This is a genomic window from Dickeya fangzhongdai, assembly GCF_002812485.1.
GTDB classification, from domain to species: domain Bacteria; phylum Pseudomonadota; class Gammaproteobacteria; order Enterobacterales; family Enterobacteriaceae; genus Dickeya; species Dickeya fangzhongdai.
Genome location: NZ_CP025003.1, coordinates 4,711,171 through 4,737,787 on the forward strand (window position 1 = coordinate 4,711,171; position 26,617 = coordinate 4,737,787).

Below are 26,617 nucleotides of genomic sequence, written 5' to 3' on the forward strand. Positions count from 1 at the left end.
CGAATACGGCCACCTTGTAACTTTTTATTAACGACAGCAGGAAGCACGCACACAATTTTATGAATCTCGCCTGAAATAGCAGATTGTTTTATGGCAACGCCTCGCAAAGTGGTCATCACTACGATGTCACAAAGCGGCCGGACCGGCATGATGCCCACCTCACAGGGAGGAATGAGCAATGACACTGGCTGTGACCTACACGCGAGCCACCATCGGTATGCAGGCGCCGGAAGTTTCGATTGAAGTGCATATCAGTAATGGCCTGCCCGCACTGACACTGGTCGGCTTACCGGAAACCACGGTCAAGGAGGCACGAGATCGGGTGCGTAGCGCTCTGATCAACTGTGGCTTCACCTTTCCCGCCAAGCGGATTACCGTCAACCTGGCGCCTGCGGACCTACCGAAAGAAGGGGGACGATATGACCTCCCCATCGCCCTGGCCATTCTGGCAGCCTCAGAACAGATTGCCGGCGAGAAACTTGCTCAGTATGAGTTCCTTGGCGAACTCGGGCTGTCGGGCAGCCTGAGAGGCGTTCATGGCGCTATTCCGGCGGCGATGGAAGCACAAAAAGCAGGCCGGGGGCTGATTCTGCCGGAAGACAACAAAATGGAAATCACTCTGGTTCCACATGGCGATACGTTGCTGGCTAATCACCTGCTGCAGGTCTGCGCCTTTTTGCAAGGCGAAACGCCGCTGCTGTGTGGCAGCGATATTACGTCTGAAACGCCGGCCCATACGCCGATAGCGGACCTGAAGGACATCATCGGTCAGGAACAAGCCAAACGCGCGCTGGAAATTGCGGCGGCGGGCGGACATAACCTGCTGTTGCTCGGCCCGCCGGGCACCGGCAAAACCATGCTGGCCAGCCGTCTACCCGGTTTGTTGCCGCCGCTTGATGATGAGGAAGCGCTGGAAAGCGCCGCCATCAACAGCCTGATTGATATTCAGCCCAGCCTGTCGCAATGGCGTAACCGGCCGTTTCGTTCTCCTCACCATACCGCATCCATTACTGCGCTGGTCGGCGGCGGCGTACTGCCCAAACCTGGCGAGATCTCGCTGGCGCATAATGGCGTGTTATTTCTGGATGAGTTGCCGGAATTTGAACGACGGGTACTGGACTCGCTGCGGGAACCGTTGGAATCAGGCGAAATCGTGATTTCCCGTACTCGCGCCAAAGTCTGCTATCCTGCCCGTTTTCAGTTGGTGGCCGCAATGAATCCCAGTCCATCAGGTCACTATCAGGGCATCCACAATCGCATGCCGGCACAGCAAATTCTGCGTTACCTCAACCGGCTATCCGGTCCATTTCTGGATCGCTTTGATTTATCCATTGAGGTGCCATTACTGCCCCCCGGTATTCTTCGCCAGCAAACACGCATTGGCGAGGACAGCGCAACCGTGCGGGAACGGGTATTTGAAGCCAGAAGGCGGCAGTTAGCCCGTATCGGCAGAATCAACGCACACATGAAATCGGATGACATCGCCTGTCACTGTCGGTTGAAAAGCGAGGATGCGGCGTACCTGGAAGAAGTGATGAGCAAATTAGGGCTGTCGGTCAGAGCCTGGCACCGGATACTGAAAGTCTCGCGCACGATTGCCGACCTGGGAGGAGAAGATCAGATTCATCGTACTCATTTGTCGGAAGCGCTCAGCTATCGTTGTATGGATCGTCTGCTAATTCAGTTGCACAAGAGCCTGGCATGAACCCGAGCCAGCGTCAGTTAATCTGCGGCAGAAATAAAAATGGGGCCGGAGCCCCATTCAGATTAGTCATCGCTTTCTGTGTACTCTTCCACGGTGTCCATTTGCGGCTTGCCGCCAGACAGCGTATGGAAACGTTTAGGACGACGAATACGGCTGACGTACTTCGCCCAGATTTTTTCCAATTCGGTCTGTGCTGCGCGCTCACCGCGGCATACAGCAACAAACTGAATCTCTTCCTCTGTCACCGGATGACGTTTGCCCGAATCAAGTTCGTTAAATGCCTGTCCATGACGCTCCAGCAGTTGAGCTTCTTTAATCGTAAAGTCACCATGCCGGGAAAAACCACGTGGATAGAATTTGTTATCAAAAAAACGACTGGTTGTTGAGAAGCTTTCCGCCATCTTACACGCTCCTAATTCTCATATGGTCGTGCCGTTTATGGCGCGGAGTATTAGATAGGCTTGACTTCCTGTAAAACAAAACATTTAAATCATGACGACAAAAAATTTTGGAGGAAAGCATGGATACCGACTTACTGAAAACCTTTCTGGAAGTCAGCCGGACAAGACACTTCGGCCGAGCGGCCGAATCATTGTATCTGACGCAGTCAGCGGTGAGCTTTCGTATCAGGCAACTTGAAAATCAACTGGGCGCCAATTTGTTCACCCGGCACCGTAACAATATTCGCCTGACGCCCGCCGGCGAACGTCTGCTGCCTTATGCGGAAAACCTGATCGGCACCTGGCAAATAGCCAAGAAAGAGGTCGCTCGTTCCCAACAGCACAGCCAGCTTTCCATAGGCGCTACGGCTTCGCTCTGGGAGGCGTTCCTGACGCCCTGGCTAAATGAACTCTATCAGCAACGCCCGCTGCTGCAGCTAGAGGCAAGAATCGCACAGCGACAAACGCTGATTAAGCAACTCCATGAACGTCAGTTGGATTTACTGATTACTACCGAATCGCCGAAGATGGACGAACTTTCTTGTCAGTTATTGGGCAATTTTTCTTTGTCTCTGTTTACTACCGATAATGTATCAGCAGAGGAACGACCTTATATCAGGCTGGAATGGGGGGCAGATTTCCATCAGTATGAGAATCACTGGCTGCCCGGAGATCAGGTACCGTCGCTCACCACGTCTTCCGCACACCTGACGCGGCAATTGATGGCAACCATCGGTGGTTGTGCATTTCTCCCCAGCGACTGGTCGCAGCACTATCCTGAACTGCACCCGATTCCTGAGGCCAATATCGTGGTTCGCCCCTGCTATGCGGTTTGGCTTGGAAACAGCGATCAACAGGAGCTGATTAAACAGTTAATGAAAACCCCACTGAATATCGCTTCTTAAACCATTATCAATGCACTATGCGATCTACCTGAAAGTCCTACGGGCTTTCGGAAGATCGATAGACCTCATTAACCAGGCATTATTCTTCGCAGGTATACCGGTCTGTGAAGAGCCGTTACACACTCCAGATTTCATTAAGACATGCGCCATCATGAAGGATGGCAACAGTTCTGTATTATGATGCAGCCACTCACGGGAGGCTAGCCAGACGCACTTCCTCAATAAATAGTCGTGAAAATGCATCATTGGCATGCTTATCAAAAGGGGAAAATATGAAATGAAAAATTAATGGACGAAAAAAAACCCTTCACGCTACCGTGAAGGGCTATTTTTGGTTTGGCAGGGGCGGAGAGGCTCGAACTCCCAACACCCGGTTTTGGAGACCGGTGCTCTACCAATTGAACTACGCCCCTAAATAGGGTGGCGGTGCGGACGGGACTCGAACCCGCGACCCCCGGCGTGACAGGCCGGTATTCTAACCGACTGAACTACCGCACCACCGATTCTGTACGTTATCAGAGGAGTCAATCCGATAACCGGTGTTTTCTTACACCACAATTTGATGCCTGGCAGTTCCCTACTCTCGCATGGGGAGACCCCACACTACCATCGGCGCTACGGCGTTTCACTTCTGAGTTCGGCATGGGGTCAGGTGGGACCACCGCGCTCTCGCCGCCAGGCAAATTCTTTTCATTCCAACCGTTATGCCCACACTCATGCGCCGCACAACCATCAGAATCCATCCGTCGAACAAGCCAAATTCTTTCTCGTCTCTCTCACCAAAACACCTTCGGTGTTGTAAGGTTAAGCCTCTCGGGTCATTAGTACTGGTTAGCTCAACGTATCGCTACGCTTACACACCCAGCCTATCAACGTCCTCGTCTCGAACGTCCCTTCAGGGGCCTCAAGGGCCCAGGGAAGACTCATCTCGGGGCAAGTTTCCCGCTTAGATGCTTTCAGCGGTTATCTCTTCCGCACTTAGCTACCGGGCAATGCAATTGGCATCACAACCCGAACACCAGTGGTGCGTTCACTCCGGTCCTCTCGTACTAGGAGCAACCCCCCTCAATCTTCCAGCGCCCACGGCAGATAGGGACCGAACTGTCTCACGACGTTCTAAACCCAGCTCGCGTACCACTTTAAATGGCGAACAGCCATACCCTTGGGACCTACTTCAGCCCCAGGATGTGATGAGCCGACATCGAGGTGCCAAACACCGCCGTCGATATGAACTCTTGGGCGGTATCAGCCTGTTATCCCCGGAGTACCTTTTATCCGTTGAGCGATGGCCCTTCCATTCAGAACCACCGGATCACTAAGACCTGCTTTCGCACCTGCTCGAGCCGTCACTCTCGCAGTCAAGCTAGCTTATGCCTTTGCACTAACCTCCTGATGTCCGACCAGGATTAGCTAACCTTCGTGCTCCTCCGTTACTCTTTGGGAGGAGACCGCCCCAGTCAAACTACCCACCAGACACTGTCCGCAACCCGGTTTACGGGTCTACGTTAGAACATCAAACATTAAAGGGTGGTATTTCAAGGTTGGCTCCATGCAGACTGGCGTCCACACTTCAAAGCCTCCCACCTATCCTACACATCAAGGCTCAAGGTTCAGTGTCAAGCTATAGTAAAGGTTCACGGGGTCTTTCCGTCTTGCCGCGGGTACACTGCATCTTCACAGCGAGTTCAATTTCACTGAGTCTCGGGTGGAGACAGCCTGGCCATCATTACGCCATTCGTGCAGGTCGGAACTTACCCGACAAGGAATTTCGCTACCTTAGGACCGTTATAGTTACGGCCGCCGTTTACCGGGGCTTCGATCAAGAGCTTCTCCTTACGGATAACCCCATCAATTAACCTTCCGGCACCGGGCAGGCGTCACACCGTATACGTCCACTTTCGTGTTTGCACAGTGCTGTGTTTTTATTAAACAGTTGCAGCCAGCTGGTATCTGCGACTGGGCTCAGCTCCGTCCGCAAGGGACTTCACCATGCCCAGCGTGCCTTCTCCCGAAGTTACGGCACCATTTTGCCTAGTTCCTTCACCCGAGTTCTCTCAAGCGCCTGAGTATTCTCTACCTGACCACCTGTGTCGGTTTGGGGTACGATTCAATGTTACCTGATGCTTAGAGGCTTTTCCTGGAAGCAGGGCATCTGTCACTTCAGTACCGTAGTACCTCGTCATCACGCCTCAGTGTTGACAGCAGACCGGATTTACCTGGTCCACCCACCTGCACGCTTAAACCGGGACAACCGTCGCCCGGATGACATAGCCTTCTCCGTCCCCCCCTCGCAGTAACACCAAGTACAGGAATATTAACCTGTTTCCCATCGACTACGCTTTTCAGCCTCGCCTTAGGGGTCGACTCACCCTGCCCCGATTAACGTTGGACAGGAACCCTTGGTCTTCCGGCGTGCGGGTTTTTCACCCGCATTATCGTTACTTATGTCAGCATTCGCACTTCTGATACCTCCAGCAGACCTCACAGTCCACCTTCAACGGCTTACAGAACGCTCCCCTACCCAACAACGCCTAAGCGTCGCTGCCGCAGCTTCGGTGCATGGTTTTAGCCCCGTTACATCTTCCGCGCAGGCCGACTCGACCAGTGAGCTATTACGCTTTCTTTAAATGATGGCTGCTTCTAAGCCAACATCCTGGCTGTCTGGGCCTTCCCACATCGTTTCCCACTTAACCATGACTTTGGGACCTTAGCTGGCGGTCTGGGTTGTTTCCCTCTTCACGACGGACGTTAGCACCCGCCGTGTGTCTCCCGTGATAACATTCTCCGGTATTCGCAGTTTGCATCGGGTTGGTAAGCCGGGATGGCCCCCTAGCCGAAACAGTGCTCTACCCCCGGAGATGAATTCACGAGGCGCTACCTAAATAGCTTTCGGGGAGAACCAGCTATCTCCCGGTTTGATTGGCCTTTCACCCCCAGCCACAAGTCATCCGCTAATTTTTCAACATTAGTCGGTTCGGTCCTCCAGTTAGTGTTACCCAACCTTCAACCTGCCCATGGCTAGATCACCGGGTTTCGGGTCTATACCCTGCAACTTAACGCCCAGTTAAGACTCGGTTTCCCTGCGGCTCCCCTATGCGGTTAACCTTGCTACAGAATATAAGTCGCTGACCCATTATACAAAAGGTACGCAGTCACACCCAAAAGGTGCTCCCACTGCTTGTACGTACACGGTTTCAGGTTCTATTTCACTCCCCTCGCCGGGGTTCTTTTCGCCTTTCCCTCACGGTACTGGTTCACTATCGGTCAGTCAGGAGTATTTAGCCTTGGAGGATGGTCCCCCCATGTTCAGACAGGATACCACGTGTCCCGCCCTACTCATCGAACTCACGGCCTGTGCATCTTCGTGTACGGGACTTTCACCCTGTATCGTGCGACTTTCCAGACGCTTCCACTGACACACAAGCCGATTCAGGTTCTGGGCTCCTCCCCGTTCGCTCGCCGCTACTGGGGGAATCTCGGTTGATTTCTTTTCCTCGGGGTACTGAGATGTTTCAGTTCCCCCGGTTCGCCTCATTAACCTATGGATTCAGTTAATGATAGTGTGACGAATCACACTGGGTTTCCCCATTCGGGTATCGTCGGGTATAACGGTTCATATCACCTTGCCGACGCTTTTCGCAGATTAGCACGCCCTTCATCGCCTCTGACTGCCTAGGCATCCACCGTGTACGCTTAGTCGCTTAACCTCACAACCCGAAAGTGTCTCGGGATGCGGGTATATTGAGAGACTCGAACAACACATGAATTCACACTCATATGCCGTCGTTTCAAATTTTCAGCTTGTTCCGGATTGTTAAAGAGCAGAATACTTCGCAGCATACTGTCGCCAGTATACTCTGAAGTCATTCGTAAATGGTGGAGCTATGCGGGATCGAACCGCAGACCTCCTGCGTGCAAAGCAGGCGCTCTCCCAGCTGAGCTATAGCCCCATAGAATGCAACACGTAAACCTTTACCCGTAATTTCTTCTGAGACAAGGCGTGGAATGACGACGCATACATCAATATGCGGGCTATTTCACAACGCAGTATCAGGAGAAATCTGGTAGGCCTGAGTGGACTTGAACCACCGACCTCACCCTTATCAGGGGTGCGCTCTAACCACCTGAGCTACAAGCCTATAAGGTTTTACCGCTCGTTTACTTCATCAGACAATCTGTGTGGACACCACGCAGGCACTTCAACTCGGTAAGGAGGTGATCCAACCGCAGGTTCCCCTACGGTTACCTTGTTACGACTTCACCCCAGTCATGAATCACAAAGTGGTAAGCGCCCTCCCGAAGGTTAAGCTACCTACTTCTTTTGCAACCCACTCCCATGGTGTGACGGGCGGTGTGTACAAGGCCCGGGAACGTATTCACCGTAGCATTCTGATCTACGATTACTAGCGATTCCGACTTCATGGAGTCGAGTTGCAGACTCCAATCCGGACTACGACGTACTTTATGAGGTCCGCTTGCTCTCGCGAGGTCGCTTCTCTTTGTATACGCCATTGTAGCACGTGTGTAGCCCTACTCGTAAGGGCCATGATGACTTGACGTCATCCCCACCTTCCTCCGGTTTATCACCGGCAGTCTCCCCTGAGTTCCCACCCGTAGTGCTGGCAACAGAGGATAAGGGTTGCGCTCGTTGCGGGACTTAACCCAACATTTCACAACACGAGCTGACGACAGCCATGCAGCACCTGTCTCAGCGTTCCCGAAGGCACGACCGCATCTCTGCAGTCTTCGCTGGATGTCAAGAGTAGGTAAGGTTCTTCGCGTTGCATCGAATTAAACCACATGCTCCACCGCTTGTGCGGGCCCCCGTCAATTCATTTGAGTTTTAACCTTGCGGCCGTACTCCCCAGGCGGTCGATTTAACGCGTTAGCTCCGGAAGCCACGCCTCAAGGGCACAACCTCCAAATCGACATCGTTTACAGCGTGGACTACCAGGGTATCTAATCCTGTTTGCTCCCCACGCTTTCGCACCTGAGCGTCAGTCTTCGTCCAGGGGGCCGCCTTCGCCACCGGTATTCCTCCAGATCTCTACGCATTTCACCGCTACACCTGGAATTCTACCCCCCTCTACGAGACTCTAGCCTGTCAGTTTTGAATGCAGTTCCCAGGTTAAGCCCGGGGATTTCACATCCAACTTAACAGACCGCCTGCGTGCGCTTTACGCCCAGTCATTCCGATTAACGCTTGCACCCTCCGTATTACCGCGGCTGCTGGCACGGAGTTAGCCGGTGCTTCTTCTGCGGGTAACGTCAATCGACAAGGTTATTAACCTTGCCGCCTTCCTCCCCGCTGAAAGTGCTTTACAACCCGAAGGCCTTCTTCACACACGCGGCATGGCTGCATCAGGGTTTCCCCCATTGTGCAATATTCCCCACTGCTGCCTCCCGTAGGAGTCTGGACCGTGTCTCAGTTCCAGTGTGGCTGGTCATCCTCTCAGACCAGCTAGGGATCGTCGCCTAGGTGAGCCGTTACCCCACCTACTAGCTAATCCCATCTGGGTTCATCCGATGGCGTGAGGCCCGAAGGTCCCCCACTTTGGTCTTGCGACGTTATGCGGTATTAGCTACCGTTTCCAGTAGTTATCCCCCTCCATCAGGCAGATCCCCAGACATTACTCACCCGTCCGCCGCTCGCCGGCGGGGAAGCAAGCTTCCCCCCGCTGCCGCTCGACTTGCATGTGTTAGGCCTGCCGCCAGCGTTCAATCTGAGCCATGATCAAACTCTTCAATTTAAAGTTTGATGTGTTTTCCGAAGAAAACGTGCTCAAAGAATTTACTGTTAGTTCGTATGAATTAACTGTTGTCACTCTTCAAGACTTTTCACAAATATTTTAGTGAAGCGTCCTGCGAGTGCCCACACAGATTGTCTGATTGATTGTTAAAGAGCAGGACCACTTACCGTGGTCGCGGGTCGCATATATTATGCTTTCCCGAAAAGAAGTCAAGCGATATGCGCCTGATTTCTTACTGAAACCGCTTCGGTTTGTTGCCGTTGCCGTGTCAGTGGAGGCGCATTATAGGGACTTCTCCGTCGCTGACAAGCACTAATTTCAAAAATAATTTTGACCGCTCAATATTTATTCGCCAGCAGGCAAAAGCGTTAATCGTTCCAGCGAACTGAAACCATAACGGCGCAGAACAGGCAACAGTGTCGCGACCTTAGGTGTAATCGATAAACAGTAAGCCAGATTGCGCTCTGTCGACAATTTCGGATTCTCCAGATGCTCAATCAGCCATGCTGTTCTGCGCGCAATAGCGGAGCCCGAATCGACAAGCCGTGTGCCGTCAGGCAATACCTGCTGCAACTCTTCCGATAACAGAGGGAAATGAGTACATCCCAGAACGACCGTATCCGGGGGTTCCGACAATTTCAGCCAGGGCTTGAGGATTTTCCGCAACGCGTCCTCAGGTACCGTTTCCCCCTGAAGTTTGGCCTCCCCCCATTCAACCAACTCTGCAGACCCCAGCAACAGAATCTGACAGTCATTGGCAAAGCGGGAAATCAGTTCGTGCGTATAAGGACGCTGGACCGTGGCACGCGTCGCCAGCAACCCAACGACGCCGTTCCGGGTCAATTTGGCAGCCGGTTTTACCGCGGGCACCACACCAACGACGGGGAAATTAAAGCGCGCACGCAGTGCCGGGAGTGAAATCGTACTGGCTGTATTACAGGCAATGATGACCAATGACAGCGGATGTTGTTTTTCCACCGCGTCAACGATAGACACCACGCGCTCAATGATAAATTGCTCAGGCTTTTCTCCGTAGGGAAAAGCCTCGTTATCAAAGGCGTAGATATAATGTAAGTCCGGCAGTAGGTTGCGAACTTCATCATAAACAGACAAACCGCCCACCCCGGAATCAAATACAAGGACCGTGGGGCGGGCGGGTAAATCAGAAACTATAGCTTCCGGTGAGATAGTATTCTCGCCCTGCAGTTCGGTAGCCATATACCGTCTCATAATTCTTATCGAACAGGTTGGCTATTCTAGCACGAACTGTCAGATGTGAGGTGACGGGATATGACGCAGCAACATCCCACAGACTGACACCAGCCAATTTCACCCTCTCTGATGTATTAAAGTTCTGGTCATAACGCTCACCTAAATAATGATAGGTCACCGTCCAGTCTAGGTCGTTGAACTGCCAGTCCAGATCATATTTGAATTGCTGCCGTGCACGTCTGGTCAGAACTTCATTCGTGTCGACATTACGTGGATCCAGATAATCGTATGACAGTTTGTGTGATACGAACCCTGTATCAAACGATGCGGTTGCTTCCACACCTTGTAAACGGGCGCGTCCCACGTTCATATTTGCAAAAGTCGGCGCACTGCCGCTCTGGATCAGGTTATCCACATCATTGCGATATGCCGATACATGCCAGTTCACCGGACCGGTAAGACCTTCAATACCGCCTTCCCATTGCTTGCTTTCCTCAGGTTTCAGGTTGGGATTTCCAGCAAATGACCCATACAATTGACCAACTGTAGGTGCCTTATAACCCGTCCCATAAGAAGCCAGCAGACGATACCCTTCAACAAACTCCCACGCGGCACTGCTCTGCCAGGTAGTATGCTGACCAAACTGAGAGCTATCATCACTACGCAACGCACCTTCAAGTGTTACTGGCCCGAATGACTGCAACGCCGTGGTATAAACGCCAGTATTCCGCAACTCATACCCATTGGTGACAAAATTGGTTCCAGGCTCGGTGGTCTGTTTCTGCCAGTCGACCCCAACGCCGATATTCCCTTTACCAACCTGAACACTGTTGCCCCACTGAACGTTGTACTGCTGAATATCATCCAACGTTGCGGAAATATCAGAGCGGCCAAAACGCGGATCGTAATTATAGTCTTTACTGTGGCTGTAGCTGGTAATCAGCTGAGATGACCAAATGTCTTGGTGATAACGTAATCCACCATCCCAAGATTGGCTATAGAGCTGCCTTGTATCGGGAAATGCCCCCACACGATTAAAGCTGGCGGTACCATCATACGCGGTCCGATTGTCAAAACCGTATCCACGTAAGAATCCACTTATGCTATCGCTGAACTGATGCTCGACATTGCCGTATAACGTTTTGCTCATAAAGCCATCGCGGTCAGGCTGAGCAGGATCCCCAAAGGGATCAGGCAAGTTGGCAACCACATTAAACCCTCTGGTATAGGTGTAATTGCCTGCAAAGGTTGCCAGCGTATTGGCCCCCAGCTGCTGCTGGGTCGCAGCGTCATAAGATTGATAACCATTGGAGCCGATACCTGCGGAAAGCGTGGTACCTTTCTTCTCGCGTGTCGTGATGATGTTAACCACACCGCCAATCGCATCCGAACCATAAACGGCGGAACGCGGTCCGCGGATATATTCTACTTTCTGAACCAGAGAGATCGGGATTTGGCTGATATCGGAAGAACCGCTGACGCCGGCCTGGTTAAGCCGAATACCGTCAATCAACACCAGCACATGGCTTGAAGAAGAACCACGAATAAACAGAGAGTTCAATTGCCCCAACCCGCCGCTCTGGTAGAAATCGACACCCGGAAGTCGGCGCATCACATCCGACAAACTCTTCGACTGCCAACGATCAATATCATCACGCGTCACCACGGTAGTGGGCGCCAGTACGGAAGAAATCGGCTGGGGAAAACGGTTGGCGGTTACCACCATTGCGTCATTGCTGTTTTGCTGTGTGTTGTCGCTGCCCTGCGCCCATCCTGAAAAAGCTGTGGCTACCATCGCCGCCAGCATTGTGGTTTTTTTAGTAAACATTATAAGCATCCAAACTGAATTGGCAGGATGCCGCACCCTCATGATCGATAGCACGCGATGACCATGAAACATTGCGACGTATTCCGGCAGGTCTTCGGACTCGGGGTTATGCCATGATGACTGGCTAGGCGGCGATGACTTCCCATCCGTCAGGACAGTGTCCGCATCACGCTATCGTCGCCCATTCCCCTCACCGCTGCGCGTCAGTTCCAGATTCGCACTGGATTCCCTTTTCACCTGCGAGGCAAGACCGGACGCCCATGCTACGATCGAGGCAGGTGGATGTCTAGACTTCCATTTTGGATAAGAGAATCCGTGCAACAAGGCTGGACATCCCTTCTGGATGCCCTACAATCGCGCCCTGACAACATCGCCACCCTATCCCAGCCGTTTTTCAGATGAGACCATCATGACGCCAGAGATTCTGCCCATCGACCAGTATGACGCCCAGCTTGAAGAAAAAACCGGGCGCCTCGGAGCCATGATGGCGCCATTCGATGCGCCGGCGCCGGCCGTGTTCCGATCGCCGGTCAGTCACTACCGGATGCGGGCGGAATTTCGGATCTGGCATGATGGCGATGACTTGTACCACATTATGTTTGATCAGCAGACCAAACAGCGGATCCGCGTCGATCAGTTTCCGGCCGCCAGCGAGTTGATCAACCGCCTGATGCCGGCGCTGCTCAGTGCCCTGCGGGCCGAGCCGGTGCTGCGGCGCAAGCTGTTTCAGATTGATTATCTCTCCACGCTTAGCGGTGAGATTGCAGTTTCGTTGCTCTACCACAAAGCGCTGGATGACGAATGGCAGCAGCACGCCCGCCTCCTGCGTGATCAACTGCGCAGTCAGGGTTTTGCCCTGCAACTGATTGGCCGCGCCACCAAAACCAAAATCTGTCTGGATCGGGATTACGTGGACGAATGCCTGCCGGTCGCCGGCCGTCAGATGATTTATCGTCAGGTGGAAAACAGCTTCACCCAACCCAATGCGATGATGAATATCCAGATGCTGGAGTGGGCGCTATCGGTGACGCAGGGGTCGAAAGGCGATCTGCTGGAACTGTACTGCGGCAACGGTAACTTTTCGCTGGCGCTGGCGCGCAATTTCGAGCGGGTGCTGGCAACCGAAATCGCCAAGCCATCGGTCGCGGCGGCGCAGTACAATATTGCCGCCAACCAGATTGATAACGTACAGATTATTCGCATGGCGGCGGAGGAATTCACCCAGGCCATGAACGGCGTGCGTCAGTTCAACCGCCTGCAAGGCATCGATCTGAGCGGCTATCGCTGTGAAACCATTTTTGTCGATCCGCCCCGCAGCGGCCTGGACGACGGCACCGTAAAACTGGTGCAGGCGTACCCGCGCATTCTGTACATCTCCTGCAACCCGGAAACGCTGTGCGCCAACCTGGAAACCCTAAGTCAGACGCACCGAATCAGCCAGTTGGCGCTGTTTGACCAGTTCCCTTATACCCACCACATGGAATGCGGCGTGTTACTGGAAAAGCGCCAATAACCTCACTACGGATTAAGGCGTGTTGGTTTCACTGTCGGGCTTGCGGGCCCGCAGCTTCACTACCAGCCACAGCGCCAGCACCACGCACAGGATTGACGGCACGAAATTGGAGCCGATTTGCGGGTACTCGGCGCGCACAATAGCGCTGTAAAGCAGCAAACCGAACAGGAAACAGCCCGCCGCCAGCAGCGGCGTGCCTTTTGGCATGGCATGATGCATGTAACGCTGATGCAGGCAGTACACCGACAGAACCAGCGCAATCAGCGGAAAGATGGAAAACGGCACGATAGAACTGAACACGGCGACAAAGGAACCATTCGCGGACAAACCGGCCGCCAGCGCCAGCACCAGCGTACTTTTCTCTGAATTTATCTGCTCTGTCATGACTTTTCCTCTGATTATCCCTCAGGGTAGGCAAACCCCTTACCCTGCTCTTTGCGATACCAGTAATAGGCGCCTTTGGCAATCATGCGCAGCTGCAACACCAGCCGTTCTTCCAGCTGGCGTCGCTGCTCTATATCCACATCCAGCGCTTCAGCGCCGGCGCTGAATACGATGATCACCATCGCTTCCGCCTGTGCCTCCGCGAAGCTGCGCGGGATATGATTTTCGACTTCAAGATAGTCCGCCAGTTCAGCGATAAAATGCTGAATTTCACGCGCCACGGCAGCACGGAATGCCGCTGAAGTACCGGAACGTTCGCGCAACAGCAGCCGAAAGGCGTTGGGGTTATTGCCGATGAATTCCATGAACGTCGATACCGATGTTCTGATCACGCTGCCGCCGCTTTTGACGATACGCTGGCGCGCCTGCCGCATCAGCTGGCGCAGCATCAACCCGCTTTCATCCACCATCGTCAACCCCAGTTCGTCCACATCGCGGAAATGGCGATAAAACGAGGTAGGGGCAATGCCGGCTTCACGAGCCACCTCACGCAAACTCAGGCTGGCAAAACTGCGTTCAGCGCTTAACTGGCTGAAAGCGGCCTCAATCAGGGAACGACGAGTTCGTTCTTTTTGTTGTGCTCTGACACCCATTATCCTGCCCGCAGTCATCGGCTCTCCTTAAATCAAGGGAAGCACTATAACAAACTTTACTCTCCACATACTGCGCCAAAGTTTGCCATAGTAAAAATGTGATCATCGGTTCCCATACGGATATCAGGGATGATTGGGTTATCAGCAGGACGATGTTACAATCGCGTTAGTAATTTGTATAAAAACAGGTGGTTCCTACCATGTCCATACAACAGCAATACGATTACGATGCCATCGTGATTGGTTCGGGTCCGGGCGGTGAAGGGGCGGCCATGGGGCTCGCCAAACAAGGGGCGAAAATTGCCGTGATAGAACGGCATTACAATGTTGGCGGTGGCTGTACCCACTGGGGAACCATCCCATCCAAAGCCCTCCGACACGCCGTCAGCCGCATCATCGAATTCAATCAAAACCCACTCTACAGCGACAACGCCCGCGTCATCAGTTCCTCATTTTCCGATATCCTGCGTCACGCCGACAGCGTGATCGGCCAGCAAACCCGCATGCGCCAGGGTTTCTACGAACGTAATCACTGCGAGCTATTTTCCGGCGAGGCGCGTTTTATTGATGCGCATACCGTCGCGGTCTTCTACCCGGATGACACCCACGATACGCTGACCGCCGCAAATATCATTATCGCCACCGGTTCGCGGCCTTATCATCCGGCCGGGGTGGATTTCCATCATCCCCGCATCTACGACAGCGACTCCATTCTCGATCTGGATTATGAACCCAAACACGTGATCATCTACGGTGCTGGGGTGATCGGCTGCGAATATGCGTCGATCTTCCGGGGGTTGAACGTGAAGGTCGATCTGATCAATACCCGCGATCGGCTGCTGGCGTTTCTCGATCAGGAGATGTCCGACGCGCTGTCCTATCACTTCTGGAACAGCGGCGTGGTAATTCGTCACAACGAGGAATTCGAACGCATCGAAGGCCTGGATGACGGCGTCATCATCCATCTGAAATCCGGCAAAAAGATGAAGGCGGATTGCCTGCTCTACGCCAACGGACGCACCGGCAACACCGAAACGCTGGGACTGGAAAATATTGGGCTGGAAACGGACAGCCGCGGCCAGTTGAAGGTTAACAGCATGTATCAGACCGCTCAGGCGCATATCTACGCCGTGGGCGATGTGATCGGTTATCCCAGCCTGGCGTCGGCCGCCTATGATCAGGGCCGCATCGCGGCGCAGGCCATCACCAAAGGCGACGCCACCGCGCATCTGATCGAGGATATTCCCACCGGTATTTACACGATCCCGGAGATCAGTTCCGTCGGCAAAACCGAGCAGGAACTCACCGCCATGAAAGTGCCGTATGAAGTCGGCCGCGCCCAGTTCAAGCACCTGGCGCGAGCGCAAATTGTCGGGATGAACGTCGGTAGCCTGAAAATTCTGTTCCACCGCGAAACCAAGCAGATTCTGGGCATTCACTGCTTTGGCGAACGCGCGGCCGAAATCATTCACATCGGTCAGGCCATCATGGAACAGAAAGGCGAAGGCAATACCATCGAGTATTTTGTGAACACCACATTCAACTACCCGACTATGGCCGAAGCCTATCGGGTAGCGGCGCTGAACGGTTTAAACCGGTTGTTTTAACAACCGGTTTTTTGATAACGAATCGTTTTGGCTTTGATTAATCAGACTGTTTTGACAGCTGTTCCATGTGGAGCTGCATGTGCTCGCGCACTGAATCGGCCAGTTGTTCATAACGGCCGCGCAACGGCGAGCCCGGACGATACACCAGCGCGATGGTGCGTTTGGGCTCCGGTTTGTAACAAGGCAAATAGCACACGCCGTCACGCACTCGTTCCCGCGGCACCGCCAGCGACGGCAGCAGGGTAATACCGCTGCCCGCCGCTACCATGTTGCGCAGAGTTTCCAGACTGGTGGCGCGGAAATGGGTATCTTCGTCCGCGCCTGCCTGGAAACAAAATCCCATCGCCTGATCGCGCAGGCAATGCCCGTCTTCCAGCATCAGCAGTTTTTCGCCCGACAAATCGGACATCGCCACCCGCTCGCGGTTCGCCCAGGGGTGATCCTGATAAATCGCCAGCTTCATCGGCTCGTCAAACAACGGCACTTCGATAAACGCTTCCGACTCTTTCACCATCGCCAGAATGGCGCAATCCAACTTGCCGCTGTCGAGCTGGGCCAGCAGTTGGTGAGTCTGGGCTTCATGCAGGTACATTTCCAGCTTCGGGAAAGTGCGGTGCAACATCGGGATAATCTGGGGCAGCAGATAAGGGCCGACCGTCGGGATCAGGCCGATATGCAGCGGACCGGACATGGTTTCGCCCTGCTGACTGGCCATCTCCTTCAGCACCTTCACTTCACGCAATACGGTTCTGGCCTGCTCGACCAGCAGCAACCCCGCCTGAGTGAACAGGACTTTGCGGCTGGTTCTCTCCAGCAGCATCACCCCCAGTTCGTCTTCCAGTTTGCGGATCTGGCCGCTCAGCGTGGGCTGGCTGACGTGGCAGGAGTCCGCTGCGCGTCGAAAATGGCGATGCTCCGCCAATGCCACCAGATACTCTAAATCCCGAATATTCATGCCCTGATTCCCCTAAACATGATAGTCCCTAGCGATAGATAGGATAGCAACGAACGATTAGTCCTATCAACATTTGATAATGAATAATGTCCCTAACGAATCGAGTCCTGATCACTGACGGATTCAGCCAAACAGAACGTTTCGACTAGCAGGGACTGAAAAATGTTTGTAAGCCAAGAAGGCAAGAAAATTCCGTCAGTAACTTTCCATACCCGTCAGGGGGATCAATGGGTTGACGTGACGACCGGGGAACTCTTCAACAACAAGACCGTGGTCGTCTTTTCCTTGCCAGGGGCCTTTACACCAACCTGCTCTTCCAGTCATTTGCCACGCTATAACGAGTTGGCTGCGGTATTCAAGCAATTTGGCGTGGATGCGGTTTTATGCGTATCTGTGAACGATACTTTTGTGATGAATGCCTGGAAAGCCGACCAAGACGCAGAAAACATTACGTTTATTCCCGATGGCAACGGCGAATTCACCCGCGCCATGAACATGCTGGTCGAAAAAGCGGAACTGGGCTTCGGCCCCCGCTCCTGGCGCTACTCCATGCTGGTTCGTCACGGCGTGGTGGAGAAAATGTTTGTTGAACCCAACAAGCCGGGCGACCCGTTTGAAGTTTCCGACGCCGACACCATGCTGAAGTACCTTGCTCCTCACTATAAGGTTCAGGAATCTGTTTCACTGTTTACCAAACCCGGCTGCCCGTTTTGCGCCAAAGCCAAACAGTTGCTGCAGGATCGCGGTATTCAATACGAAGAAATCATGCTGGGTAAGGATGCCACCACGGTGAGCCTGCGGGCGGTGACCGGGCGTAGCACCGTTCCCCAGGTATTCATGGGCGGCCGCCATATCGGCGGCAGCGAAGAACTCGAAACATTCCTGACCACATAAATTTTTATAAAGCCAACGAAACTTTGGCGGGCTTCGGCCCGCCCTTTTTTTATCTTCGAATAGCGCTTTTTATTTTCGAATATCGTTATTCACGCCAAACACTCCATGCCTTAAGCACGAATGCCCGCCCGGAGATATCCGGGCGGGCATTCAGCGCAATAATCGGCGAGGAAATCAGGCGGCCGTCACCGGGCGCACGCCCAGCGTATGGCAGATGGCGTAGCTCAGTTCCGAACGGTTCAGGGTATAGAAATGGAAATCCTTCACGCCTTCACGGCTGAGGATCTTCACCATATCCATGGCGATCGACGCGCCGACCATCTTGCGGGTTTCCGGGTCGTTATCCAGCCCTTCGAACATGGCGGTCATCCAGTTCGGCACACGTACATTGGTCATGGTGGCGAAACGCTGCAATTGCTTGAAGTTCGACACCGGCAGAATACCGGGGACGATTTCCACATCAATGCCGGTCGTGACGCAGCGATCGCGAAAGCGCAGATAGCTTTCCACGTCAAAAAAGAACTGTGTGATGGCACGGCTGGCGCCAGCGTCAATCTTGCGTTTGAGATTGATCAGGTCCGCCTGCGCGCTTTTCGCTTCCGGATGCACTTCAGGATAGGCCGCGACCGAAATATCAAAATCCCCTACTTCCTTGAGCAAGGTGACCAGATCAGAAGCGTACATCTCCGGTTTGCCGCTATCCGGCGGTAAGTCGCCGCGCAGGGCGACGATGTGGCGGATGCCGCTCTGCCAGTAGTCCTGGGCAATGGCTTTCAGTTCGTCGCGGGAAGCATCGATGCAGGTCAGGTGCGGCGCGGCTTCCAGGCCGGTACGTTCCTTGATGCCTTTGATGATGCTGTGAGTGCGGTCACGCTCGCCGGAATTGGCGCCGTAGGTCACCGACACGAATTTGGGTTTCAGGCTGCTGAGGCGGTCAATGGAGTTCCACAGCGTTTCTTCCATCTCGCTGGTGCGCGGTGGGAAAAACTCAAAGGAAACGTTAATCCGGCCCTGTAATTCCGCCAGGTTCTGGTTCAGCGCTTCCTGATGGTTCGCGTGGAAAAAGCTCATATCCTTACCTCGATTCGCCATTATCATCGTTATTTTCTACAAACGTCTATACGTTTAGACGTCTATATAGAAAATGACCGAATCCGCTTAAAGAGTCAACGCTTTTCAGCGCGATAAATACTGATGTTTATTCATGCAAGATGAAGAAAATTCATGGTGGCGTACGGCAGGCCGTCATGCCTCATCACAGAAAAAACACACATGAAATGTAAGGGATGCACCCTCAGTATTGGCAAAAAACGCGGCCCTCGCCACTGGAGGAATCGAAGGCATAAAAAAGCCCGCGGCTGCGGGCTTTAAGACATGATGGCTAACGCTGTCTGATTTCAACTGACGCGATTTCAACCGACACGATTACAACAGTTGCGCCAACCGATTGAGATCCGACTGAATCGCCCCGGCCGTTACGTCGCGACCGGCTCCCGGGCCGCGAATCACCAGCGGGTTATCGCGATACCAGCGGCTTTCGATAGCGAACACGTTATCACACGGCAACAACGCCGCCAGCGGATGATCCGCCCGCACGGCTTCCACGCCTACGCGCGCCTTGCCGTTGACATCGAAGCGGGCGACATAGCGCAGCACCAGCCCCATCTCGTTGGCGGCTTCCAGTCGCTGCAACATTTGCTGATTCAGCGGCTCGCCGTCTTCAAAGAACTGATCCACCGAACCGTTCTCGCATCCGGCAGGCACCAGCGATTCCACCCGCACCTGATTGGGCTCGATTTCATAACCCGCTTCGCGCGCCAGAATAACCAGCTTGCGCATCACATCCTGACCGGAAAGATCGACGCGCGGATCCGGCTCGGTCAATCCCTGCTGCCAGGCTTGATCCACCAGTTCGGTAAAAGGCACCGTGCCGTCAAACTGCAGGAACAACCATGACAGCGTGCCGGAGAAGATACCGCTGATAGCCAGAATGCTATCGCCGCTTTCACGCAGGTCCCGTACCGCATAGTTCACCGGCAACCCGGCGCCAACGGTGGCGTTGTACAGCCAGTGACGCCCGGTTTTGGCGAACGCGTCGCGGATCTGCCGATAGTTGTCGCCGCCGGATGCGCCCGCCAGTTTGTTGGCGCTGATCACATGGAAACCATAGCTGGCGAAATCCAGATAGAGATCGGCAACCGACTGGCTGGCGGTCACATCCAGCACCACCAAATCATCATACGGATGGGCGCGCATCCACAGGAACAGCTCATCGTCGTCACGTTCCTGCGCTTCATCGCCGAAGAAAGCCAGCACACGACTGGCGTCCAGCCCGTCGTAATTCAGCAGGCTACGGGAACTGTCCACCACGCCCGCCAGCGTGAACTCAAAACCGGTGCGCGCCGAAATCAGGCTCTGCTCCCGGGCGAACAGCTCCAGCCAGCGCGAACCGATGTTGCCTTTGCCGAACAACACCAGCCCGATGCGTTTTTCCGCCCGGAACAGCGAATGATGCAGACCGCGCACCAGATGCTCGGTCGGCCCTACACGCAGCACCGCCACCAGACTGATGTCGTCTTCCGCCTGCCAGACGAACTCAATCGGCTGGTCGCGCAGTTGCTGGTAGAAACGGTGGCTGTGCAGCGGGTTGCGGCAAACGCCCGCCCCCACCAGCGCCACCAGCGCCAGCCCTTCGCGCAGATGAAGCGATACCGGCAACGCCGCCTGCTCCAGCACCTGCCAGGCGCTATGCACCACTTCCGAGGTGTAGCACAGCTGCAGCAGGTTGCGATCCTGATGCACGCCCAGCGCCAGCGGCCGGATCTGGGATTTTTGCAACAACTGTTCGACGTCTTTGTGGGTGCGGGCAAAATCGTGCTCCGCCGGTACGCCAATCTCAATCAGACAAACATCATCATGACTGGTGACAATCTTGGCGCCGGTGCCGGAGGCCAGCACGCGCTCAATGCGGGTCGACCCTTGTTCAGGTTGGTAGCTGCAGCGCAATTGCAGATCGATATCGCTGCCGGAAACCGGCTGCAGGGTGCGGGCATGCAATACCGGCGCCGCCAGACGGGCCAGCTCGCTGGCTTCATCCAGCCGCAGCAGCGGCAACAGGCAGGCGTCTTTCACCTTACGCGGGTCAGCGCTGTAGACGCCGGCCACGTCGCTCCAGATGGTGACGCGCTCGACGCCAGCCAGCGCGCCAATCTGCGTAGCGGAATAGTCGCTGCCGTTACGGCCCAGCAGGACGGTTTCGCCTGCGTCGTTACTACTGATAAAACCGGTAATCACCAGACGCTGCCCGGCATGCTGGGTCAGCAGTTGTTGCAACAGCGGCCAGGAACGACCTTCATCGACCTGCGGCTGCGCCGCACGCTCGGCGCGCAGGAAGGTACGCGCATCCAGCCAGGCGGCAGGCAGTTTTTTCTGATTCAATACCGCCGCCATCAAACGGGCGGACCAGATTTCGCCGTGCCCGACCACCTCGGCGTAGGCGGCGTCGGTGAGCTTGCCATCCAGCAACGCGGCCAGACGTTCCAGATCGCGAATGAATTCATTGATAAGCGGCGCTGCCGTTTCGGCCGGCAGCAAACCGGAAATCAGCTCGCTTTGATAACGGCGCAGCGACTGTTGTACCTGATGGGCGGAAATCCGGTCCGACTGGCTGAGGTTTAACCAGCTGATCAACTGGTTGGTGGTGCTGCCCGCCGCCGATACCACCATCAAATCGCCCGCCTGGCTGTAATCCGCCATGATGCCGGCGACGCGCTGATAACATTTCACATCAGCCAGGCTGCTGCCGCCGAATTTGTGCAGTTGCCGTCCCTTCACGGCCGCTGCTATCCCTAACGCACTCATTGTTACCTCTTGGCTGCTGCCTGAAATGCTCTGTCCAGATCGGCAACCAGATCGTCGCCGTCCTCAATGCCGACAGAAATACGCAATAACGTCTCCGAGATACCGGCGGCGGCGCGCGCTTCCGGCGCCATGCCGGCGTGGGTCATGGTAGCCGCGTGAGAAATCAGGCTCTCTACGCCGCCCAGCGATTCCGCCAGCGTGAACAATTCCAGTGCGGCCAGAAAACGGCGCAGGGTACCTTCATCGCCATCCAGCTCAAAACTCAGCATCGCGCCAAAACCGGACTGCTGCCGACGGGCAATCTCATGACCGGCATTCTCGGGTAAAGACGGATGATACAACGCTTTCACCAGCGGCTGATGCCGCAAATACTCCACAATTTGCAGCGCATTCTTCTGCGCGAGCGTCATACGCGGCGACAGCGTGCGCAGACCGCGCAGCAACAGGTAGCTGTCAAAGGCCGCGCCGGTCACGCCGATGTTGTTGGCCCACCAGGCCAGCTCCGTCACCACCGCTGGATCGCGGGCGATAACCGCGCCGGCTACCACGTCCGAATGACCATTGAGGTATTTGGTGCAAGAGTGCACCACCAGATCCGCCCCCAGCTTCAGCGGATTTTGCAACGCCGGGCTCAGGAAGGTGTTATCCACCACGCTCACTGCGCCCGCGTCGCGCGCCGCCTGACAGATAGCCGCGATATCCACCACGCGCAGCAGCGGGTTGCTGGGACTTTCCACCAGCACCAGCTTCGGTTTTTCCGCCAGCGCCGCCTGCAGTTCGGCCGCATTGCCCTGATCGACGAATTTCACCCGGTAGGCGCCACGTTTGCTCAGGCTGTCGAACAAACGGTAGCTGCCGCCGTAGCAATCGAGCGGAGCCACCAACAGGTCGCCAGGCCGCAAAAACACCGTACAGACCAGCAGAATCGCCGACATGCCGCTGCTGGTCATGACCGCGCCCGCGCCCCCCTCCAGTTCCGCCAGCGCGCGTTGAACCACATCACGGGTCGGGTTGCCGCGCCGGGAATAGTCGTGCGCTCTGGGTTCATTAAAGCCGGTGAAATTGTAGGTGCTGGAGAGATGAATCGGGGGAACAACGCAACCGAACTGCTCGTCATTGTTTAACCCACTGCGGACTGCGATAGTAGCCTGTTTACGCGTCATCGGTGCTTTTCCTGACTGGAGGACTGAGGTAAAGAGATTAAAGAGTAAACCCGGACGATATAGACGTCAATACATCTGGACTTCTAAACTTCTTTGCGTATAGATTGAGCATCCCTATAATAATCGTTAGAATTATGGTGTTTTGTGCCAGTGACTGTTTTTATCACGATCAATATTTAAGGTATCCCATGGCTGAGTGGAATGGCGAATACGTAAGCCCATACGCTGAACACGGCAAGAAGAGTGAGCAGGTTAAGAAGATCACCGTATCTATCCCTTTGAAGGTACTGAAGATACTGACAGACGAGCGTACCCGTCGTCAGGTCAACAACCTGCGTCACGCAACCAATAGCGAGTTACTGTGTGAGGCGTTTTTGCACGCTTTTACCGGCCAACCCTTACCGAATGATGACGACCTGCGTAAAGAACGCGGCGACGAAATTCCCGATGCCGCCAAGGCAATTATGCGTGAGATGGGGATCGACCCGGATACGTGGGAATACTAAATCACCCGTTTGGAGCGGATGGGAAAAAACATCAGAAACAACAAAGGCACCCGCAGGTGCCTTTGTTTTGGACGGAAAACAGTTTTGGCTGGAAAAACAGTTAACCGGTTTTCCGCCCCGGTGCAAAAACCAATTATTTTTTGGTGCCCGGGACGCTGAAGCGTTTGTTGAAACGCTCAACACGACCACCGGTGTCAACGACACGCTGTTTGCCGGTGAAGAACGGGTGGCAAGCGCCGCACACGTCCAGGTTCAGGTCATGAGCAGCAGTGGAACGGGTTTTGATGACGTTACCGCAAGAGCAAGTAGCGGTAATTTCAACGTAATTCGGGTGAATACCTTCTTTCATGGGAAACCTCTGTTTAAGGCCGTGTCGCTATCCAGCCCTGTTCCGCCAGACACCACACGAAGTTGAGTGAAATGTTCTTTACACCACAAGGTATAAAGGCGGCGGATCATACAGAAATTAACCACCCGATGCAATTGGATCCGTGCGGACTCGCCGCCCCGGATAAACAAGATGGCGCGCAAGATTGCACAACGCATCCGCGCACAGTACCGTGACGGCAGACAAACCCTCATGCATGACGTAAGACTTTCATGACGCATTTGAACGCAGAGACCATGCCCGTTGTTCAGGTTGCCTTGCCGGTACCGCTGACGCGCACGTTTGATTACCGGCTGCCGCCAGGCATGACGCCGCCGGTGCCGGGCGTGCGCGTCAGCGTTCCCTTCGGCAACCGTAAGATGATCGGTATCGTCACTGCCCTGAGCGCCGGTAGCGAACTGCCGCTGGAACAGCTTAAACCGCTGCACGACGTGCTCGACGACGCCCCGCTGTTTCCGGACAGTCTGTGGCGCATCCTGCTGTGGGCGGCGGAGTATTACCACTATCCGCTTGGCGAGGTGCTGTTCCATGCCCTGCCAATATTGCTCCGCCAGGGGAAACCGGCCCATAGCGCGCCGCTCTGGCAATGGTTCGCTACCGAGCAGGGGCGCGCCACGCCGCTGAACGCACTGAAACGGGCGCCCAAGCAACAGCAGGCGCTGGCGGCGCTGCTACAAGGGCCGCTGTACCGCCATCAGATGGCGGAAACCGAGCTGACGGAAGCCGCGCTGCAGGCGCTGCGTGAAAAAGGGCTGAGCGAACTGCGCGCGCTGCCGCAGCAGGTGCGGGACTGGCGCAACGATTTCAGCCTGACGGGCGAGCGCCTGCGTCTTAATACCGAACAGGCTACCGCCGTCGGCGCCATACGCAGCGAAGACGATCATTTTGCCGCCTGGCTGCTGGCGGGCATTACCGGCTCCGGCAAAACCGAGGTCTACCTCAGCGTGCTGGAAAATATTCTGGCGCAAGGCAAGCAGGCGCTGGTGCTGGTGCCGGAAATCGGCCTGACGCCGCAAACCATCGCCCGCTTCCGCGATCGGTTCAACGCGCCGGTGGAAGCGCTGCATTCAGGGCTGAACGACGGCGAGCGGCTGTCGGTGTGGCTGCGCGCCAGACAAGGCGAAGCAGCCATCGTCATCGGCACCCGTTCCGCGCTGTTTACCCCTTTTGCCCGACTGGGGCTGATCGTCATCGACGAAGAACACGACGGCTCCTACAAGCAGCAGGAAGGCTGGCGTTATCACGCCCGCGATCTGGCGGTGTTCCGCGCCCGGCAGGAAGACATTCCCATCGTCATGGGGTCGGCCACGCCGGCGCTGGAAACGCTTTATAACGTGCAGATTGGCAAATACCGCCAGTTGCGTCTTAGCAAGCGCGCCGGCAATGCCCGACTGGCGCAGCAACATTTGCTGGACCTGAAAGGGCTGCCGCTGACCACCGGTTTGTCGCAGCCGTTAATCAACCGCATCCGCCATCACCTGGCCGCGGACAATCAGGTCATCCTGTTTCTCAACCGCCGGGGTTTCGCGCCGGTGGTGCTGTGCCATGAATGCGGCTGGATCGCCGAATGCCAGCGCTGCGACAGCTACTACACCCTGCACCAGCATCAACGGATGATGCGTTGCCACCACTGCGACAGCCAGCGTCCGATACCGCAGCAATGCCCGCAGTGCGGCTCTACCCATCTGGTGCCGGTCGGTCTGGGCACCGAACAGCTGGAACAAGCGTTGCCGACGCTGTTTCCCGAGGCTCCGATCACCCGTATCGATCGCGATACCACCAGCCGCAAAGGGGCGCTGGAGCAGCAACTGGCGCAGGTTCGCCAGGGCGGCGCCCGCATTCTGATCGGCACCCAGATGCTCGCCAAAGGCCACCACTTTCCCGACGTCACGCTCGTGGCGTTGCTGGATGTCGACAGCTCGCTGTTTTCCGCCGACTTCCGCGCCACCGAACGCTTCGCCCAGCTCTACACCCAGGTGTCCGGTCGCGCCGGTCGCGCCGGCAAGGCGGGCGAAGTGGTGCTGCAAACCCATCACCCGGAGCATCCGCTGTTGCAGACGCTGCTGCATCAGGGCTACGACGCTTTCGCCAGCCAGACGCTGAAAGAACGCCAGAGCGTGTTCCTGCCGCCGTTTACCAGCCATGTGCTGTTCCGGGCCGATGACCACGACAATCAGCAGGCCAGCCTGTTCCTGCAACAGTTACGCAATCTGCTGGAAGCCAGTCCGCTGCGCGACGACTCGCTGTGGTTGATGGGACCGGTGCCGGCGCTGCAGCCCAAGCGTGCCGGGCGTTTTCGCTGGCAATTGCTGCTGCAGCATCCGTCGCGCGCCACGCTGCAACGACTGATCCGCAATTCCATGCCGTTGATCGATACCCTGCCGCAAACGCGCAAAGTGAAATGGGTGATGGATGTCGACCCGACGGACAATTGAGCCGATTCTGAGCCGCCGGAATATCTGATGCCAGCAGCAGCGGCATTTTTTGCGAACAGCCCCGAGAAACAGATAATTCAGGCTGCGCCTGCGTAAATTATTCGATAAATATTGAATGCAATCTGTTAAGAGTGATGGCGGAAGCAGTATGCTGATCAGGCGGTTGGCACAACACCGGACGCCAGGCGCCGGGGTGACAACCCGCCACCCAGTGCTATACCTGTGCATAGGGCTCCCGATACCGTCGCCGCCCGCACGGAGCATGTCCGGTCGGGAACCCTGAACCATACGATACTTCACGACAGCACCGCCTGGTCATGCCGCGTTTCATGACGGCGCATGGCAAAATCAGACATCCTGAAAAACGGTGGCCGGCCTTTGATAGCGGTCCCTTGACTACGGCGCCAGTAAACGCTGA

17 protein-coding genes, 4 tRNA genes, 3 rRNA genes and 1 riboswitch are annotated in these 26,617 nt (G+C 55.3%); of the genes, 7 read left to right on the forward strand and 17 right to left on the reverse strand.

Annotated features, from left to right (window positions below):
- Window positions 1-178 precede the first annotated feature (178 nt).
- A complete protein-coding gene (locus CVE23_RS21140) occupies window positions 179-1,705 on the forward strand; it encodes a YifB family Mg chelatase-like AAA ATPase (protein WP_100850288.1) in 1,527 nt (508 codons plus the stop codon).
- 62 nt (window positions 1,706-1,767) lie between these two features.
- On the opposite strand, the gene CVE23_RS21145 is transcribed toward CVE23_RS21140, so the two are convergent.
- Window positions 1,768-2,106 carry a MaoP family protein gene (locus CVE23_RS21145; protein WP_033569495.1) on the reverse strand — a complete coding sequence of 113 codons (339 nt, stop codon included), beginning with the start codon at window positions 2,104-2,106 and terminating at the stop codon, window positions 1,768-1,770.
- Window positions 2,107-2,225: 119 nt separating this feature from the next.
- On the opposite strand from CVE23_RS21145, the gene hdfR reads away from it, so the two are divergent.
- The gene (hdfR, locus tag CVE23_RS21150) at window positions 2,226-3,050 is read left to right on the forward strand and encodes an HTH-type transcriptional regulator HdfR (RefSeq protein ID WP_100850289.1); all 825 of its coding nucleotides are present in this window, start codon (window positions 2,226-2,228) and stop codon (window positions 3,048-3,050) included.
- Window positions 3,051-3,387: 337 nt separating this feature from the next.
- Here the strand turns inward: hdfR and CVE23_RS21155 are convergent.
- The 9 genes from CVE23_RS21155 to btuB form a co-directional block, all read right to left on the reverse strand.
- Window positions 3,388-3,463: transfer RNA gene (locus CVE23_RS21155), tRNA-Trp, on the reverse strand.
- Between the two features lie 8 nt (window positions 3,464-3,471).
- Window positions 3,472-3,548 (reverse strand) — tRNA-Asp (locus CVE23_RS21160).
- 66 nt (window positions 3,549-3,614) lie between these two features.
- Window positions 3,615-3,730 (reverse strand): 5S ribosomal RNA (gene rrf, locus CVE23_RS21165).
- A gap of 120 nt (window positions 3,731-3,850) precedes the next feature.
- Window positions 3,851-6,757 (reverse strand): 23S ribosomal RNA (locus tag CVE23_RS21170).
- Between the two features lie 167 nt (window positions 6,758-6,924).
- A tRNA-Ala gene (locus tag CVE23_RS21175) sits at window positions 6,925-7,000 on the reverse strand.
- 112 nt (window positions 7,001-7,112) lie between these two features.
- A tRNA-Ile gene (locus tag CVE23_RS21180) sits at window positions 7,113-7,189 on the reverse strand.
- A gap of 69 nt (window positions 7,190-7,258) precedes the next feature.
- Window positions 7,259-8,800: ribosomal RNA gene (locus CVE23_RS21185) — 16S ribosomal RNA — on the reverse strand.
- The 16S, 23S and 5S rRNA genes sit together here with 4 tRNA genes alongside, the layout of an rRNA operon.
- 345 nt (window positions 8,801-9,145) lie before the next feature.
- Entirely contained in the window at window positions 9,146-10,018 is an 873-nt protein-coding gene (gene murI / locus CVE23_RS21190; protein ID WP_049853753.1) for a glutamate racemase, read from the reverse strand.
- Window positions 9,963-11,840, reverse strand: coding sequence for a TonB-dependent vitamin B12 receptor BtuB (gene btuB, locus CVE23_RS21195; protein WP_049853754.1), 1,878 nt, complete (start codon window positions 11,838-11,840; stop codon window positions 9,963-9,965). The genes murI and btuB overlap by 56 nt, the downstream gene beginning before the upstream one ends.
- Window positions 11,841-11,908: 68 nt before the next feature.
- Window positions 11,909-12,107, reverse strand: a riboswitch (cobalamin riboswitch).
- A 142-nt stretch (window positions 12,108-12,249) separates the two neighbouring features.
- Here btuB and trmA point away from each other — a divergent pair.
- Window positions 12,250-13,353: a tRNA (uridine(54)-C5)-methyltransferase TrmA gene (trmA, locus tag CVE23_RS21200; protein WP_038917490.1), complete on the forward strand. Its 1,104-nt coding sequence runs from the start codon at window positions 12,250-12,252 to the stop codon at window positions 13,351-13,353.
- Between the two features lie 12 nt (window positions 13,354-13,365).
- Here the strand turns inward: trmA and CVE23_RS21205 are convergent, their stop codons facing one another.
- Window positions 13,366-13,737: a YijD family membrane protein gene (locus CVE23_RS21205; RefSeq protein WP_038917489.1), complete on the reverse strand. Its 372-nt coding sequence runs from the start codon at window positions 13,735-13,737 to the stop codon at window positions 13,366-13,368.
- Window positions 13,738-13,751: 14 nt separating this feature from the next.
- Window positions 13,752-14,390: an HTH-type transcriptional repressor FabR gene (gene fabR / locus CVE23_RS21210; RefSeq protein ID WP_038664569.1), complete on the reverse strand. Its 639-nt coding sequence runs from the start codon at window positions 14,388-14,390 to the stop codon at window positions 13,752-13,754.
- A gap of 206 nt (window positions 14,391-14,596) precedes the next feature.
- Between fabR and sthA the strand changes: the two genes are divergently transcribed.
- A complete protein-coding gene (gene sthA, locus CVE23_RS21215) occupies window positions 14,597-15,997 on the forward strand; it encodes a Si-specific NAD(P)(+) transhydrogenase (RefSeq protein WP_087881307.1) in 1,401 nt (466 codons plus the stop codon).
- Window positions 15,998-16,034: 37 nt separating this feature from the next.
- On the opposite strand, the gene oxyR is transcribed toward sthA, so the two are convergent.
- On the reverse strand, window positions 16,035-16,952 hold the full coding sequence (oxyR, locus tag CVE23_RS21220; protein ID WP_033569035.1) for a DNA-binding transcriptional regulator OxyR: 918 nt from the start codon (window positions 16,950-16,952) through the stop codon (window positions 16,035-16,037).
- Window positions 16,953-17,114: 162 nt separating this feature from the next.
- Between oxyR and CVE23_RS21225 the strand changes: the two genes are divergently transcribed.
- Entirely contained in the window at window positions 17,115-17,846 is a 732-nt protein-coding gene (locus CVE23_RS21225; protein WP_038664565.1) for a glutathione peroxidase, read from the forward strand.
- Between the two features lie 174 nt (window positions 17,847-18,020).
- On the opposite strand, the gene metF is transcribed toward CVE23_RS21225, so the two are convergent.
- The 3 genes from metF to metB all read right to left on the reverse strand — a co-directional run bounded on the left by metF (window position 18,021) and on the right by metB (window position 22,870).
- Entirely contained in the window at window positions 18,021-18,917 is an 897-nt protein-coding gene (gene metF, locus CVE23_RS21230; protein ID WP_038664563.1) for a methylenetetrahydrofolate reductase, read from the reverse strand.
- 354 nt (window positions 18,918-19,271) lie between these two features.
- Complete coding sequence (locus CVE23_RS21235) at window positions 19,272-21,707, reverse strand: bifunctional aspartate kinase/homoserine dehydrogenase II (protein WP_038917488.1); 2,436 nt, start codon at window positions 21,705-21,707, stop codon at window positions 19,272-19,274.
- A gap of 2 nt (window positions 21,708-21,709) precedes the next feature.
- Window positions 21,710-22,870 (reverse strand): cystathionine gamma-synthase, encoded by a 1,161-nt coding sequence (gene metB / locus CVE23_RS21240; protein WP_038917487.1) that lies wholly within the window; start codon window positions 22,868-22,870, stop codon window positions 21,710-21,712.
- Window positions 22,871-23,058: 188 nt separating this feature from the next.
- Here metB and metJ point away from each other — a divergent pair, with 188 nt between their 5' ends.
- Entirely contained in the window at window positions 23,059-23,376 is a 318-nt protein-coding gene (gene metJ / locus CVE23_RS21245; RefSeq protein ID WP_013315901.1) for a met regulon transcriptional regulator MetJ, read from the forward strand.
- A 133-nt stretch (window positions 23,377-23,509) separates the two neighbouring features.
- Here metJ and rpmE read toward each other — a convergent pair whose 3' ends face one another.
- Window positions 23,510-23,725 (reverse strand): 50S ribosomal protein L31, encoded by a 216-nt coding sequence (gene rpmE / locus CVE23_RS21250; protein WP_013315900.1) that lies wholly within the window; start codon window positions 23,723-23,725, stop codon window positions 23,510-23,512.
- Window positions 23,726-24,000: 275 nt separating this feature from the next.
- On the opposite strand from rpmE, the gene priA reads away from it, so the two are divergent.
- Window positions 24,001-26,199 (forward strand): primosomal protein N', encoded by a 2,199-nt coding sequence (gene priA / locus CVE23_RS21255; protein WP_100850512.1) that lies wholly within the window; start codon window positions 24,001-24,003, stop codon window positions 26,197-26,199.
- Window positions 26,200-26,617: the final 418 nt, after the last annotated feature.